Origin of the sequence: Flavobacterium sp. (assembly GCF_043780635.1) — a bacterium.
Classification (GTDB): domain Bacteria; phylum Bacteroidota; class Bacteroidia; order Flavobacteriales; family Flavobacteriaceae; genus Flavobacterium.
The window spans coordinates 21,820-37,591 of sequence record NZ_JAYWCK010000067.1 but is presented as its reverse complement, the minus strand read 5'-3'; the positions used below and the strand labels follow the sequence as shown (position 1 = coordinate 37,591).

Annotated in this window: 12 protein-coding genes; 4 read left to right on the top strand and 8 right to left on the bottom strand. The window is 33.4% G+C overall.

From position 1 onward, the window contains the following. The first annotated feature begins 136 nt into the window (after window positions 1–136). On the top strand, window positions 137–1,138 hold the full coding sequence (locus tag ACH2BV_RS05985; protein ID WP_395049818.1) for a TlpA family protein disulfide reductase: 1,002 nt from the start codon (window positions 137–139) through the stop codon (window positions 1,136–1,138). Between the two features lie 325 nt (window positions 1,139–1,463). Here ACH2BV_RS05985 and ACH2BV_RS05980 read toward each other — a convergent pair whose 3' ends face one another. From ACH2BV_RS05980 to ACH2BV_RS05950, 7 genes are all read right to left on the bottom strand, one after another. Further along, window positions 1,464–2,309, bottom strand: coding sequence for a class I SAM-dependent methyltransferase (locus ACH2BV_RS05980; RefSeq protein WP_395049817.1), 846 nt, complete (start codon window positions 2,307–2,309; stop codon window positions 1,464–1,466). Window positions 2,310–2,901: 592 nt separating this feature from the next. Continuing rightward, window positions 2,902–3,819, bottom strand: a complete 918-nt coding sequence (locus ACH2BV_RS05975) for an alpha/beta hydrolase (protein WP_395049816.1) — start codon at window positions 3,817–3,819, stop codon at window positions 2,902–2,904. Between the two features lie 126 nt (window positions 3,820–3,945). After that, window positions 3,946–7,428 carry an efflux RND transporter permease subunit gene (locus tag ACH2BV_RS05970; RefSeq protein ID WP_395049815.1) on the bottom strand — a complete coding sequence of 1,161 codons (3,483 nt, stop codon included), beginning with the start codon at window positions 7,426–7,428 and terminating at the stop codon, window positions 3,946–3,948. Between the two features lie 10 nt (window positions 7,429–7,438). Continuing rightward, a complete protein-coding gene (locus ACH2BV_RS05965) occupies window positions 7,439–8,578 on the bottom strand; it encodes an efflux RND transporter periplasmic adaptor subunit (RefSeq protein ID WP_395049814.1) in 1,140 nt (379 codons plus the stop codon). Window positions 8,579–8,601: 23 nt separating this feature from the next. After that, entirely contained in the window at window positions 8,602–9,942 is a 1,341-nt protein-coding gene (locus tag ACH2BV_RS05960) for a TolC family protein (RefSeq protein ID WP_395049813.1), read from the bottom strand. Beyond that, window positions 9,942–10,538 (bottom strand): TetR/AcrR family transcriptional regulator, encoded by a 597-nt coding sequence (locus tag ACH2BV_RS05955; protein ID WP_395049812.1) that lies wholly within the window; start codon window positions 10,536–10,538, stop codon window positions 9,942–9,944. Before ACH2BV_RS05955 ends, ACH2BV_RS05960 begins: the two co-directional genes overlap by 1 nt. Window positions 10,539–10,634: 96 nt before the next feature. Then, window positions 10,635–11,174: a YceI family protein gene (locus tag ACH2BV_RS05950; protein WP_395049811.1), complete on the bottom strand. Its 540-nt coding sequence runs from the start codon at window positions 11,172–11,174 to the stop codon at window positions 10,635–10,637. A gap of 162 nt (window positions 11,175–11,336) precedes the next feature. Here ACH2BV_RS05950 and ACH2BV_RS05945 point away from each other — a divergent pair, with 162 nt between their 5' ends. The 3 genes from ACH2BV_RS05945 to ACH2BV_RS05935 all read left to right on the top strand — a co-directional run bounded on the left by ACH2BV_RS05945 (window position 11,337) and on the right by ACH2BV_RS05935 (window position 14,395). Beyond that, a complete protein-coding gene (locus ACH2BV_RS05945) occupies window positions 11,337–12,311 on the top strand; it encodes a polyprenyl synthetase family protein (RefSeq protein WP_395049810.1) in 975 nt (324 codons plus the stop codon). Between the two features lie 15 nt (window positions 12,312–12,326). Beyond that, window positions 12,327–12,680 carry a hypothetical protein gene (locus tag ACH2BV_RS05940; protein ID WP_395049809.1) on the top strand — a complete coding sequence of 118 codons (354 nt, stop codon included), beginning with the start codon at window positions 12,327–12,329 and terminating at the stop codon, window positions 12,678–12,680. Between the two features lie 107 nt (window positions 12,681–12,787). After that, the gene (locus tag ACH2BV_RS05935) at window positions 12,788–14,395 is read left to right on the top strand and encodes a family 16 glycosylhydrolase (protein WP_395049808.1); all 1,608 of its coding nucleotides are present in this window, start codon (window positions 12,788–12,790) and stop codon (window positions 14,393–14,395) included. 44 nt (window positions 14,396–14,439) lie between these two features. Here the strand turns inward: ACH2BV_RS05935 and ACH2BV_RS05930 are convergent, their stop codons facing one another. After that, complete coding sequence (locus ACH2BV_RS05930) at window positions 14,440–15,771, bottom strand: alkaline phosphatase D family protein (RefSeq protein ID WP_395049807.1); 1,332 nt, start codon at window positions 15,769–15,771, stop codon at window positions 14,440–14,442. Window position 15,772: the final 1 nt, after the last annotated feature.

The window sequence follows — 15,772 nt, the reverse complement described above, 5'->3', positions numbered from 1 at the left end:
AAGTAAAAACAAAAAACAACTTAATCTCTAAAACTGTGAACTTCATTATAAATTATTGGGTAAATTATTGTTAATCTTAATTGGCCTTCAAAAAATTAAAGTAGATTTGAACAACTAAAATCAAGATTTACACTTTATGAAAAAAATATTTTTAATTGCAATGGTGTTAGTTTGTTCTTTTTCTGGATATGGACAGATGATAAATTTCGTAACGTTTCAGGCTGAAATTGCCAATAGAAATAATGATTATATAAATATTATTTCATCGAACGGAACAATAGTTAAAAGAATAACATTAAATAAAAAAGGAATTTTCAAAGATACCTTAAAAGTGAAAGAAGGGTTGTATCGATTGAACGATGGTGAAGAATCGACGTATTTGTATCTTAGAAATGGATATAATTTAAAATTAAAAATGAATGCCAAAAAATTTGACGAATCTATAGTCTACTCCGGGATTGGTTCATTAGAAAATAATATATTGGCCCAAAAAGCTCTTGAATTTGAACGTCTTTATGACACTAATTTCAGAGAAATTGACGAATTGGCCTTCGAAAAAACGAAAAATGACATACGAGAAAAAACCATGAATCAATTAAATGATGATAGGCTGAATCTAAATTTTGTTGAAGCAGAAAAAGCAAATACAGAAAAAGCTTTAACCAAACTATCCAAATACTACACCAGAGTTAGAAGTGAAAATAAACTCAACAATACTGTATCAGCCTCATTCGATTGCGAAAACCATAAAGGAGGTAAAACGAAACTCGAAGATTTTAAAGGGAAATATGTGTATATCGATGTTTGGGCAACCTGGTGCGGACCTTGTCGTGCCGAAATTCCTTTTCTACAGAAAGTGGAAGAAAAATATCACGGTAAAAACATTGAATTTGTCAGTATTTCTGTTGATGTTTTAAAAGACCATGATAAATGGAAAAAGTTTGTAACCGATAAAAGTTTAGGAGGCATTCAATTGTTTGCCGATAAAGACTGGAATTCCGATTTTATGAAAAGTTATGGTGTTACAAGCATTCCGAGATTTATTTTGATTGATCCAAACGGAATAATTTTAAAATCGGATGCGTCAAGACCTTCTGATTTAGAATTACAAAAAGAGTTGGATTCGCTTTTGAACTAATTGTAAGACTAATATTGGCAAAAAGTTATTATTGTTTTCTTTTTAATTGAAACAGTCAAATTCTTTGTCAATTATTTTTTTTGTAAAAATTATTTTTTTAAATTTACTATATAGAAAGACGCTCATGTTAACAGAAATTTGAGAAATGATTTAGAAAACAAACAACTCTTTCTGTGTATTAAATCAATACTATAGCGTCTATAAAAAAATCGGCTGTCGCAAATTTTTGCAACAGCCGATTTTGATTTTTAGATTTTTAAGTTTTAAATCTTGCCAATTTCACTCGCCGGTTTATTCGATACCTATCCTGAAGTGCTGAATCAAATTATTTTTCACCATAAATTACAAGAGCACTGGAATCAATTATAATATTCCCATCAGGATATTTTTGATTCACTGCCTGAAAAACTTCTCTTTTTATTTTTTCTTTCATTTCATCATCAGCTTTACTAAGTGCCGCAACAAAAGGCGCGGCTACTTCTGTCATCATATTCCAATAAGCATCTGTTGTTTTAGTGTTTAATTTTCCGAGCACTTCTTTTTCGGAAGTATTTTTTAAGCCAGCTTGCTGAAACAAGTCTTGAAGCATTCCCTCTTTCGAGCATCGAAACATTCCTGGAGCTTCAGGTGGAGGCGCGGGTAATTGCATATTTCTATTAATTGTGCCTCCGGTTACTGTCACCCAGAAATTTTTTTCTGGAACATTCCAAACCGCTACTGCAATTCTACCTCCGGGTTTCAGTACGCGAACCATTTCCTTGGCAGCTAAAAGCATATCAGGAAAAAACATAAAACCAAAACGACAACTTATTGCATCAAATGTATTGTCAGCAAAAGGAAGTTCGCAAACGTCGCAAGCGCGAGTTTCAATATTGGTAATTCCTCTTTGTTTTGCATTTTCCTTGGCAATTTCAAGCATATTTTCCGAAAGGTCCGTAATAATTACTTTGCCACCCTTCAGCATAGTTGCTATCGTCAATCCTGGTTCTCCTGTTCCTGCTGCGATATCTAACACAACATCTTCACCTTTCGGATTTATTGACCGAATAATTTCATCACCCACTGGTTTTAAAAAATCCATCATTAGGTCATTCCATTTTTTCCATCCTGGAGAAAATTTATCCCATGATGCTTTTTGCTCTTCGCGGATTTCTTCAAGTTGTTTTTCCATTTTCATTTAGATTTAGTGGTTACTAATACTGTTTTTTAGTAGGTAAAAAACTTTCGCTAAAATTTGGGGTGGGGAATGATTCTGATTTATGCTGATAGAGATAAAAACAATATCTTGATAATCAGCAACATCAAATATAATTATTTTTTTTAAACTCAAATTAAAACAAGACATTTTTATCTTGTTTATGTTAAAAGCTTAAAAATGGTCAAGTTTTGTTCAATTCCAAATTATTATGGTTTTATTGGATTTGATTCTAAAATGGTTATGTTTTTTATTGTTTGCTCAAAGACTATTAATCACGGCTACGAAGTCGGGAGACTTCGCCTTTACTTTGTATTAGATAAAAAATGACTAAATTTATTCAAAGGAAAGCAGAGGTGAACTTTAGACTTCGCTAGTTAAGAACTATGCTCTGCATTAGTCCTCTGCCTTCTCCTTGAACCCGTTGAATTGCTTCAAATAGAATGATAGACATAGCGGTCTAATAAAGGCTCTAAAGAAGTTCAACAATTTTTGTTTATCCTAAAATCAAAGTTATGAAAAATTATTTATTTCACGTTGGCATTGATGTATCAAAGTTAAAATTAGATTACTTCTGTTTTAGCAGCCATTCAATTAATTCGTTATTATCAACAATACTCCAAGAATGTGGATGTCTATAGTTATCAGGTTTTCTAAAACCTTTGTTTTGTGTCGTTATCAAAACAGCGTCATTATTTCCAAGTCGATTAAGCTCATTAATCATTGCTGAACATTCTGTAACATTCATACTTGTAAAATCTGCTCCACGTTCTTTTAACCACCAGTTAATGTCAGGCTCCGAATAAATTCTTAATGGCATTTTGATTAAGTTTTTAATAGCTGTTTGTGTTGTATCAGAGAATGAATAAGGGGAAATTTTGTAATAGTTTGCCAAAGCAGATTTTGGTGTTCCATTCATTTCTTTTTCAATTCTATCAATCATATATAAATTCTCTTGATTTGGCTCTGTATTTACCGAAAGTCTAATGTCTCTTTTACTTGAATTATAAAATCGTTCAAAGTCAAGCGGAGGGTCAATTGCAAAAACTGCCGCTGGTTTTATTATTGAATTTTCAGCATATTTTATGGCGCAACTGCCACCAATTGAAAATCCGCCAACAAAAAATCTTTGGTCAATTAATTGGTGTTTACTTGTTACATCTTTTAAAATAGTATTGAATGATTGTTGGCTTAAACTATCAACTCCAAATGATAATACACCATCTTGAAAAGTTGGAATAATTGTCAATAGTCCATTTAGAGCCATTAATTTTGGTAAGTTTGTCTCTTCCAAAACAGTTTCAGCCGTTTCTCCAAAACCTGGAATTATGAAAACATAGCCTTTGCAAGGAAGTGTATCAGGATAAATAATAGTGTAACAATTTTTGGCAGCATCATCTTTGTCCAGAAAAACTTTTTCAATTTTCTGCCCAAATGAATTTGCCAGAATAAAAAGTGTAAATAATGATAATTTTAATTTTAACATTTAAAATATCTTGTATTTAGGCATAACAACCATTAGATTTCTTAACAAATATAGGGAAACATATTTATCAAAAAAAACCACCCAAAATCATATCTTGGGTGGTTTCAATATTAAAGTTTAAAAATATTATATTTCTATAGCTCTAGCGGCACGAGCTTCTCTTCGATCACGCAACCAGTATTTGGTTCTTTTTACCAAATAGAACATTACCGGAACCATCACCAAGGTCAACACCGTGGCATATGTCAATCCGAAGATAATTGTCCAGGCCAATGGTCCCCAGAAAACTACGTTGTCTCCACCCATAAAAAAGTGCGGGTTAAAATCAGTAATCAAGGTAAAGAAGTCAAAGTTCAATCCAATTGCCAACGGAATCAATCCTAAAACAGCTGTTAAAGCGGTCAATAATACAGGTCGCAAACGAGATTTTCCTGATTCGATAATCACTTCTTTTATTTCTTCAAGCGATAAATCATCGTGACTTTTTAGTTGTTTCTCGTTAACTTTTTTGTCTAATAATAAGACAAAGAAATCCATCAATACAATACCGTTTTTCACAACAATACCCGCGAGCGATATGATTCCCATCATCGTCATCAGAATCACGAAATCCATATTGGCAATCACATAACCATAGAAAACACCACTAAAACTCAAGATTACCGTGAATAAAATAACCACGGTTTTTGATACCGAATTAAATTGCAATACAATGATTAAAGTGATTCCTGCTAATGCCAAGAACAGCGCATACATCAAGAAACTTTGATTTTTACCTTGTTCTTCTTGCACTCCAGAAAAGGAATAGGAGACTTCTTTTGGCAATTCATAGTTTTTTAATTCCGTTTGAATTTGTTTGGTAATTTCATCTCCGTTAAAACCTGTCAAGACATTTGAATAAATGGTCATTATTCGCTTGTTATTCTTTCTTTTAATCTGATTGTAAGTCGCTGTTTTTTCGTTTTGGGAAATAGCAGAAATTGGAATTTGTACGATTTGTCCATTATTCTGGTTTCTAAACGTCAACGATTGATTGAAAAGAATATTTTCATTCTTGCGTTGATCGTCTTGCATACGCATTACAATATTGTAATCATCATCGCCTTCTTTGTAAGTCGAAATTTCTTGACCGTAAACTGAACGGCGTAAGGCAAAACCCAATTGACCTGTAGAAACGCCCATACTTCCGGCATTGACACGATCTACTTTTACTTCGAGTTCAGGACTGTCTTTGTTGATGTCAACACTCAGTTTTTCGATTCCGGGAATACTTTTAGAATTGACAAAAGCAATCATTTTATCGGCTTCTTTCAACATCAAGTCATAATCAGTTCCTTTCAATTCGATACTAATAGGATAACCAGCTGGCGGACCATTGGCATCTTTTTCGACCGTAATTGTTGCTCCAGCAATTGCTTTCACTTTAGAACGAATTTCTTCTAAAATATCTGAAGTATTGATGCCTTTACGGAATTTGAATTCCGAAAAACTTACCGTTACTTTTCCTTTGAATGGTGTTTCTGATGCTGAACCCGCATCGACATTTGGATTTCCGGCACCAATTCCCACTTGAGAAACAATAGACTCAGCTAGGAAGTTTTTATCCGTTTTTGGGTCAACATATTTTTGCAAGATTTCAATTACCTGATTTTCTACAAACAAGGTTGCTTTATTGGTTTTTTCGATCGAAGTTCCTTGCGGATATTCGATGTAAGCAATCACTTGATTTGGAATATTATCTGGGAAAAACAATACTTTTCTTGGAAAAATACCTAACAATACAAATGAGAAAACCAGCATTCCAATGATTCCTATTAATGCAACCCAAGAATTCTTTTTGGTCAGGATTTTGGCTAAAAACACTTTGTATTTGTCTTCCATTCTTGGAAAGAAACTGTGTTGGAAATCCTGTGTCCATTGGTACAATTTTAAGAAATACAACCACATTAATCCAGTTGAAATCAACAATAAATGTCCAATTCCTCTAATTAATTTACTGTCATAAGTATATTTTGATCCAAGAAAAGCAAATATGATTCCAAAAGATAAAAATAGTATCGTATAGAATTTTAAATTCTTTTTAGAAACATTTTTGTCTTCAATATCCATCGAACCACCAGTCATTGCTGCATTGACAACCATTGCCACAAATAATGAAGCTGTAAGTGTCACAGTCAAAGTCATAGGGAAATATTTCATAAATTTACCCATAGTTCCTGGCCATAAGGCAAAGGGTAAAAACGCCATCAAGGTTGTCGCTGTGGATGAAATTACAGGCCAAGCTATTTCGCCAATCCCCACTTTTGAAGCTTCAATCCTTGGCAATCCTTTTTTCATATTAGCAAAAACGTTGTCGACGACCACAATTCCATCGTCGACCAGCATTCCCAGTCCCATTACTAATCCAAACAGTACCATCGTGTTCAATGTTAACCCTAAAGCTGAAAGTATGGCAAAAGCAATCATCATTGACAACGGAATTGCTGCTCCAACAAACAAGGAATTTCTGAGTCCCATAGTGAACATCAACACAATCATTACTAAGATAATACCGAAAATAATGTGATTCGACAATTCGTTAACCTGATGTTCTACTCGGGATGATTGGTCGTTTGTCAATTCGATTTTCAGGTTTTTTGGCAAATAAGAAGTTTTTGCTTTTTCTATCCTTTCTTTCACTTGATCAATGGCAGAAATCATATTTTGCCCTGAGCGTTTTTTTACGCTAAGCATCACAACTTCAGCACCTTTTTCGCGAGCATAAGTGGTTTTTTCTTTCTCTTTGAAACTTACAACAGCAATGTCTTTTAGATAAACAGTTCCTCCATAAGATTTCACAATGATGTTTTCTAATTCTTTCGGGTCTTGGATTTCACCTACTATTCGAATGTTGTTTCGAGATCCTTGTGAAACTAAATTTCCTCCAGAAAGCGTCATATTTTCATATTTTACCGCATTCTGGATTTCGTCGAAAGTCACTTGAGCAGCAGTCATTTTGAAAATATCTACCGCAATTTCTACTTCTTTATCGTCAACACCAAGAATATCTACTTTTTTTACTTCGGATATTTCTTCAAGATCATCCTGTATTAATTCTCCGTATTTTTTAAGCTGTTGGGTAGTGTAATTTCCTTGTAAATTGATATTAAGAATGGGCACTGCTTCTGAAATGTTTAATTCAAAAACGTTGGGTTCTACTTTGCTTCCGTTGTCCAAATTGGGCCATTCGGTTTGAGCCTTCGCATTGTCAACTTTGTCTTTTATTTTTACTTTGGCGGCATCAATCGAAATGTCATCGTCGAATTCTGCGATAATCATTCCGTAATCTTGAAACGAGCTCGAAGTTACTTTGTTGACACCACTGATGTTTTTGATTTCTTTTTCTAAAGGTTTAATGACCAATTTCTCTACATCTTCGGCTGAATTTCCAGGGAAAACGGACGAAATATAGACTTTGTTTTCGATGATTTCCGGAAAATCCTCACGTGGCATCGTAACATAGGCGTAAACCCCCATGATTACAATTAAAACTGTTAGGATATAAACCGTGACACGATTGTCAACAGCCCAATTTGATATGCCGAATTTTTTATGATTAATACTGTGCATTTTTTTTAGTTTAGAAATTAAGTTTCATTCCATCAGAAATAGCATTTGCTCCTTCGGTAACAATTATATCCTCGGCGGATAATCCGCTTAAAACCTCGGTAATATTATTAGAAGATTGTCCAGGTTTTACGATTACTTTTTTTGCAATTCCTGTTTTTCCATTAGAATTGGTAACGATGTAAACAAATTTATTTTTTTGTCCATCTTCTAGAATCACATTGGTAGGAACAACTACAGCATTTTTATTGATGTAATCAGTGATTTTAAGATTGGCCACTTGGTTAGGACGCAATAAATTTTCTGGATTTGGAACACTTACTTCAATACCAAAACTACGGTTGCTAGGATTAACAAAATTTCCTATTTGACGCACTTTTCCTTTGTATGTCTTACCTAAAGAAGTCAATAATACATCTACTTCAGTACCCACTTTTAGTTTACCTATGTAAGTTTCAGGAATTGAAGTGGAAACATACATATTTGATAAATTCACGATACGCATTAATCCTTGAGCACTTGGGGCAACGACTTGTCCTTTTTCTACAAAAACGTCATCGATAGTCCCTGTAAAAGGTGCCCTTATTACTGTTTTAGATAATTGAGCTTTTATTTGAGCAACGCCTCTTTGAGCTGATATCATTTGAGTTTGTGCTTGTAAATATTGCATTTCTGAACCAATTTTTTGATCCCAAAGATTTTTTTGACGTTCAAAAGTAGTTTTTGCTAAAGCATATTGGTTTTCTAAACTTGCCACTTGCTGACTTAAACCTGCATCATCAATTCGTCCTAGAATTTGCCCTTTCGAAACTCTTTGTCCGGCCTTTACATTCAATGCAACTAAAGTTCCTTGGAATTCAGGTTGAACTAATATGTTTTCTTTGGTATTTACACTTCCTTGAATTTCGAGATAATGACTAAAAACGCTGTCTTTCACCGTAAGAACCGAAACCAAAGCCTCTTCTTTTTTAACATCTAAAATAGCTAAAGCGTCATCTATTTTCGCCAAATCGGCTTGGATTAAAGCTTTTTTAGCTTGCAATTCTTTTACGTTTTTAGACGAAATTAAAGCGTCAATATTGGCATTGTCTTCTTTCTTTCCGCAAGAAAAAAGTAGTATTGCAAGTGTTGAAATGATAAGTATTTTTTTCATTGGTATAGTTATTTATATTGGAATTATTGTTTGTTGATTATTTTTTCTAAAGCTGCTTTTTTGTTGATTACATCTACCATAGATTGCAGATATTTTTGTTGTCCAGAATACAATTGTCTTTGGGCATCATTATAATCAAAACTAGAAGACAAGCCTTCTGCAAATTTTATTTGTTGCTTTTTCTCGATTCTTTCAGCAAGATTCAAATTAGATTTGGCCGTAGCATATTCTTCAACGCTGAATTCATAATCACTTTTAGCGGCTGCATATTGTAATTTTATTTTTTGTTCTGTTTCGGACAATTGAGTATTGGCTTGATCTAAAGCGATTTTGGCTTGTTGAGTTCTGGAACTTCTGGCCAAACTACTAAAAATGGGAATGTTTAAATTGACGCCAACATTAGAATAATTAAACCAATTTTGATTTTTTGTAAAAAACTGGAATTCATCTTTAAAAGCGGTGTATCCAAAATTTGCATTGGCCGATAAAGAAGGTAAGGCCTTGCTTTTTTGTAGTTTTAATTCTAATTGTCTTTGCTCTTGAAAATTTAAAGCCATTTGATAATTTACATTATCTGTAACGGCAAATTCGCTTTTGGAAATAGCCAAATCTAAGTTCGAAGCCGTTAAGTTATCTAATTTGTCAGTCAGTTTTAAGTCGTCAGTAATGTTAATGCCTAAAGTGATTTTAAGCATCTTATAAGCCACTTCTAACAATCTTCTGTTATAATTTAATGTGCTGTTTATTGAGCTAAGCGTGATTTGAAGTTGCTCAACATTTTCTTCTTCAATCAAACCGTTTTTGAAAGTTGCTTTTGTGTCTGACAATGTTTTTTCTAAAGTTGCCTTGTTTTTTTCGAGAATGGCAATGCTCTCTTCGGCTAATAAAACATTTCCGTAGGAATTGATTACTGCTTCTTTGATTTCGATATCTGTTTTTTGTTTGGCATTTTGGTAATATTTCAAATAGGTTTTTGAAGCTTGTAATGCCACTACATAAGAACCATCGAAAATTATTTGGTTTAGTGTGGAGTGTGCAACCATATTATACTTTGTTCCAAAAGCTACTTCAGCATAAGTTCCTGGTTCTCCACCAAAAAATTCTGCCGGAACCACTGATTTTTGTAAAACAAAATTATCAGTAAAATCTACCCCAGCATTAATTTGTGGTAAACCTGCAGCGGTAGTTTCCCATTTTTTTTCTTTCGAAGCTTCAATGTCACGTCCTGCATTTATAACCGAATAATTATTGGTTAAGGCGTGACTAATGGCTTGTTCCAGACTAAAACTGAAGTTTTTCTTTGGTTCTTGTGATTTTGCCGTGAATGCAAAAACTAATAAGGGTATTAAAAATAGTTTCTTCATTATAGATTAAAATTTTGTAATTGTTTTTCGAGTTCGATTATTCCTTCTGGTGTTGCCATTGCTCTGGTGTGGTATTCTAATGCCTGTAATTCAAGTTCTTTCAGTTCTTTTTCTGAACTAGTGTTTCCATTAATGCTAAAAATCAAGGTGTAATAAAAGCCAACATAAGTATCAATTAGCATTTCTTTTCGATACAATCCCTGTTGGATTCCTTTTTCGATATTTTGTTTAAAAACCGTATTGCACTCGCTTATTTCACGGGACATTACCGTATTATAAATTTCTGGATAATGTTTTTTTAACTGATAAGCTGGAGAAGTGCCTCCTGCTTTAAACATTTCTTTAAACATCTTTCTGATTTCGAAATTTTCTTCGATGGCATTGTGATCTTTTGCCACAATTGTATCAATGCTTTGATGAATTGCTTTATGAACCGTTTCGGTAGTTTCTGCTATTAGAAGTTCCTTATTGCAGAAATATTTGTAAATTGTTTTTTTAGAAATACACATTTCGCCGGCAATATCATCCATAGTGACACTCTTGAAACCTAGTTTCAGGAATAAATCAGTAGCTTTGGCAATAATTTTATCTTTCATTTTAAAAAATTCAAAAAATTAAATTTCGGTTGCAAATAGCGATGGAAGCTTTTAAAGTTTGAAAAGTTTCCAAGGATTTTTACTTAAATTTAATAATTAGTTAATACTTGTGTGAGTTATAAATTCAAGATTAACTGTTAAATTCATATCTTGTCCTAACACAATACCACTATTTAGGTTGTATGCATTGTAGGAAAGTCCAAAATCTTTTCGATTTATATTCCCAAGAATTTCAAATATCGCTTTTGAATTGCCGTTGTATGTTTCTAAACCCGTTAGTACTACGTCTAGCTCAACTACTTTTGTGATATTGTTGATGGTAAGATTTCCCTTTAAGAAATTTATGTTTGAATTTACTTTTTGAAAAGAAGTCGATTTAAAACTAACGGTTGGGTTTTGCTTTGTATCGATAAAATCATTCAATTTAAATTTAGAATCAAATTGTTCTAATTTTCCTTCTTTAGCATTTATATCAAATAGAAATTCAACGGAGGCATCTTGCAGTTCATCGTCTACGACTGATATTGAACCATTAAATGTATTTGTTTTACTCACTAAATAGGCAATAATAGAATGCCTTGTTTTAATTAAAACATCAGATTGATCAGAATCGATAGTCCATTTTGCTGCTGTCATTTTAGTCTTGGTATTTAAAATTAAAATGCAAATCTACAAAGGAAACTTTAAACACCAAAATAGTTTCCGATGTTTTTTTAAATAATTTATTTAAGGTTTAAAGTTTCGTGTTTTTTGAGTTATTTTTGTAAACGTTAAACCTGAAACTTTAAACTAAAATTAATGCTTCCCATTCATCAGTATCAAGAGCAATTTCTACTCTATTTAGAAAACCAAAAAATTGTAAAAGAGCCTAAAAATCTATACCAACCAATAGATTACATCTTACAACTTGGCGGTAAAAGAATGCGCCCAGTTTTGACATTAATGACTGCTGAAGTTTTTGATGCCGATTACAAGGAAGCTTTGCCAGCTGCATTGGCTGTTGAGGTTTTTCATAATTTTTCGCTCATTCACGATGATATTATGGACGATGCGCCTTTGCGAAGAGGGAAAATCACAGTTCACGAAAAATGGAATGTTAATACAGGAATTCTTTCAGGTGATGCAATGCTTATTTTGGCGTACCAATATTTTGAACAATATGAGCCCGCTATTTTTAAGGATTTGGCCATATTGTTCAGCCAGACTGCGCTCGAAGTTTGTGAAGGACAACAATATGATGTAGATTTTGAAACACGCGATGACGTTACAATTTTCGAATATCTTAAAATGATAGAATATAAAACTGCGGTTCTTGTTGCTGCAGCAATGAAAATGGGAGCAATTATTGCAAAAACTTCCGAAGAAAATGCTAATTTAATATATGATTTTGGACTTAATTTAGGTTTGGCATTCCAATTACAGGATGATTATTTGGATGCTTTTGGCGATCCAAAAACCTTCGGAAAGCAAGTGGGCGGTGATATTATCGAAAACAAAAAAACATATCTTTACTTAAAAGCAATCGAGTTTTCTTCGAAAGAACAAAGAGAAGAATTAATGAATTTGTTTTCCGTTCAATTAGATGATAATTCAGAAAAAATTGAAGCAGCAAAGGAAATTTTCAACTCTACAGGCGCATCCGAAGCTACTCAAAAATCCATTAAGAATTTCACCTTGAAAGCTTTTGAGACCTTGAAAAAAATGAATATTTCCGAAGATAAAAAAGCAATATTGAAAGCTTTTGGCGAAAATTTAATGAGTAGAAACGTTTAGTTTCTTATACACACTATGAATTTCATCACTCCCATAAATACTGATTTACTTCTCGAAGAAGCCGAAAAAGAAGCTTTGTACTTGAAATTAATTGAGCAAATTAATAAGGATTTTAATTTGGCCAATGAAGGAATCGATTTTCCAATGAGTATTTCTCCCAATGAATTAAAAATTCAATTGCACGAAAAAATCTATCGATTGATTCAATACAAATTTGCTGAATACCTCAATTTGCTATACATAATCGACGTTTCTGAAGACCAAATAAAAAAACTCGACGGTTCCGATTTAGTGGTTCTATCCGAAAATGTTGCCTTTTTGATTTTGAAACGGGAATGGCAAAAAGTGTGGTTTCGAAATAAATATTAAATGCACCAATGTGAATTGTATAATTTTTGTATCGTTATGTCATATGTAGTTTTCATTAGATATTAGTAATAAAGGTTATTTTGGTAAAATAAATAAAAATTATTAAAATGAAGAAATTAGTATTAAGTTCCATTTCTATATTGGTAACTCTTCTTGTGAGTGGTCAAGCGATTCATGATAATTTTGAAGGGACCGGAAACATTACAACATGGTTTGGCGATGACTGTGGTCTAGAGCAGCCATTTTCTAATCCCTATCAATCAGGTATCAATTCATCCGCCAAGGTTTTAAAATACACTGATATCGGAGGCCAATATGCCAATATCAGGTTTGATGCGTCTTCAAATTTTAATTTATCTGCAAATTACACCTTTACATTAAAAATATATGTTTCCTCAAGTGGAATAACCGGAAGCCAACCGCTTCAAATTTCTTTAAAATTGCAAAATGGAACATTGGGAGCTCCTTGGTCTACTCAAAGTGAGATTATCAAGCCTATTGTACTAGATCAATGGCAGGAAGTGACTTTTAATTTTGCCAATGACCCTTATCTAAATCTTGATCCTACTTCTCCTCCTCCAATAAACAGAACAGATTTCAATAGAGTTGTCCTGCAAATTAATGGCGAAAATAATAGCAGTAATGTGTTAGCATTTATTGATGATTTTTATTATTTAGGAGTTGCTTTACCTCCTCCAGTTGTATTTGATCAATTGGTTTGGTCGGATGAGTTTGATACAAATGGAGCTGTTGATGCCACAAAATGGTTTCATCAAACACAACTCCCAGCCGGCGGAAGTTGGTATAATGGGGAAGTTCAACATTACACAAACAGAATTGATAATTCCGTTGTTACTAATGGGTTTTTAAGTGTCATTGCTAAAAAAGAGACTTTTCAAAACCAAGGCGTTACTAAATCATATACATCTGCCCGGTTAAATTCAAAGTTTGCTTTTAAATACGGCCGAGTAGAAGTAAGAGCAAAATTACCTTCAGGAGTAGGAACTTGGCCAGCTATTTGGATGTTGGGCAAAAATGTTAATGAAGACGGTGCCTATTGGGATTTACAAGGATTTGGTACTTCTAATTGGCCTGCCTGCGGTGAGGTTGATATTATGGAACATTGGGGAAGCAATCAAAATTATGTTCAAAGCGCCATGCATACTCCGTCTAGTTTTGGTGGAACTGCTAATTTAGGCGGACAAACCATTGCAACTGCTTCCTCAGAATACCATATTTATTCATTAGATTGGTATGTAGACAAAATGGTATTTAGCGTGGACGGCAAAGTACATTATACCTACCAACCGGAAACTTTAAATGCAGATACTTGGCCATTTGACAAAGAACAATACCTGCTTTTGAATATTGCAATCCAATCTAGTATATATCAAAGTTTTACACAAGCTTCGATGGATATTGATTATTTACGTGTTTACCAAGAAAAGACATTGTTCACAAATGATAATGCATCAATCAATGAATACATTCGATATAGTCCAAATCCAGTCAAAGATGTTTTAACCGTGAATATCCCTGCAAATTTTTCAGGGGCTAAAGTTTCTCTATTTTCTTTGCTAGGACAAAAAGTCGCCACTTTTAATCCAAAAGGCCCGACCTTAATCATTGATACATCAAGTTACAAATCCGGAATTTACCTGATGCAATTTTTGAAAAATAATCAAAATGCTTGTTTTAAAATCGTTAAAGAATAATGGGTGTCAATTTATAAAAAAGGTACTTCAAAAATAAATATTAACTACTCCAGCTCCTTTTTTAAAATTACTTTATTCCACAATTCATTCCCATTTTTGTCAAATAAAGTAAGTTTCATTTGCCTGTTTTCTTTGTTTCCGGAAAATGAAATTATTCCAAAATTATTTTGAACAAAGGCACTTCCCTGAACTTTATATTTATTGTCTTCATTCAACACTTTGTCGGATACGATTCCGGCGGTAAATGGTGAAACTGTCCAATCATAAATAGGATAACTGCCTTCACGAGGCAACATAGACATTTCGGCAAAATGGCGGTCTCCGGTTAAGAACAAAACACCTTTTATTTTATTATTTGAAATCTCATTGAGAAGTCTTTCCTTTTCCTCGGGATAATGTCCATAATTTTCTGTGTCTGGCACCGAATTAAGAACTTGTCCGCCTATCACGATTATTTTAAAACTGGCTATTGAAGAACTCAAAGCGTCAATAAGCCATTCGAATTGCGTGGTGCCTAACATCGTTTTATTACCTGTGACTCTTTCTTGTGGCGATCTAAAAAAACGATCGTCAATCAGGAAAAACTGAGCGTCACCCCAATTAAAGGTAGAGAAAACACCTTCGTTTTGTTCTGGACTGATTCCGTAACTTTTATTGGCCCAGAAATCTCTAAATGCTTTTTGAGTCACATTTTTATTATAAAAACTACGGTCACTATCATTGGGGCCATAATCGTGGTCATCCCAAATCGCAAAATTTTGGGTTTTGGCTAATAAAGGTTGAATTTCTTTGATGGATCTGGAGTGTGTATTGCGATGATAAATCCCTGTTTTACTATCCCAATCCGCTTCTCTTAAATAAGTGTTGTCACCACCCCAAATCATAATGTCCGGATTTTTCTTGGTGATACTTTCAAAAATGTTATATCCGCTTCCATAAGGTTTTCCGGGTCTGTCAAATTCAGTTTCATTGATGTACATACAACTGCCGAAAACAACTGTAAAATCAGGAGCATCTTCTCGCCATTGCCATAATTTCTTGGAAGAAAAGGAAGTCTCATAAGGCAAAACCACCTTTTTATTATTGATAAAAACGGTGTATGTATATTTTTTTCCAGGTTCAAGTTGGTCTAAAATGATATGATAGGTAAAAGCAACTTCTTTAGATGAATTATAATTATCAGAGGAGAATACTTTGGCTGGATTGTCTAATGCAAAATATTCAATTTTTACGGAAACATTTTCTTTGGTTTGCAACCAAATTAAAGCTTCTTTCATCTCGCAGTAACCCACCATTGGACCGGATTGCAATAGGGTGTTTTGAGAAAATCCATAACTCAAAAACAGAAGAAAAAACACTTGTATACTCTTTTTCATA

Bases quoted from the DNA above. Each gene is read 5' to 3' on its own strand.
- ACH2BV_RS05940 (WP_395049809.1), top strand. From the start codon at position 12,327: ATGAATTTCATCACTCCCATAAATACTGATTTACTTCTCGAAGAAGCC.
- ACH2BV_RS05970 (WP_395049815.1), bottom strand. From the start codon at position 7,428: ATGCACAGTATTAATCATAAAAAATTCGGCATATCAAATTGGGCTGTT.
- ACH2BV_RS05955 (WP_395049812.1), bottom strand. From the start codon at position 10,538: ATGAAAGATAAAATTATTGCCAAAGCTACTGATTTATTCCTGAAACTA.
- ACH2BV_RS05975 (WP_395049816.1), bottom strand. From the start codon at position 3,819: ATGTTAAAATTAAAATTATCATTATTTACACTTTTTATTCTGGCAAAT.
- ACH2BV_RS05965 (WP_395049814.1), bottom strand. From the start codon at position 8,578: ATGAAAAAAATACTTATCATTTCAACACTTGCAATACTACTTTTTTCT.
- ACH2BV_RS05935 (WP_395049808.1), top strand. From the start codon at position 12,788: ATGAAGAAATTAGTATTAAGTTCCATTTCTATATTGGTAACTCTTCTT.
- ACH2BV_RS05985 (WP_395049818.1), top strand. From the start codon at position 137: ATGAAAAAAATATTTTTAATTGCAATGGTGTTAGTTTGTTCTTTTTCT.
- ACH2BV_RS05950 (WP_395049811.1), bottom strand. From the start codon at position 11,174: ATGACAGCAGCAAAATGGACTATCGATTCTGATCAATCTGATGTTTTA.
- ACH2BV_RS05960 (WP_395049813.1), bottom strand. From the start codon at position 9,942: ATGAAGAAACTATTTTTAATACCCTTATTAGTTTTTGCATTCACGGCA.
- ACH2BV_RS05930 (WP_395049807.1), bottom strand. From the start codon at position 15,771: ATGAAAAAGAGTATACAAGTGTTTTTTCTTCTGTTTTTGAGTTATGGA.
- ACH2BV_RS05945 (WP_395049810.1), top strand. From the start codon at position 11,337: ATGCTTCCCATTCATCAGTATCAAGAGCAATTTCTACTCTATTTAGAA.
- ACH2BV_RS05980 (WP_395049817.1), bottom strand. From the start codon at position 2,309: ATGGAAAAACAACTTGAAGAAATCCGCGAAGAGCAAAAAGCATCATGG.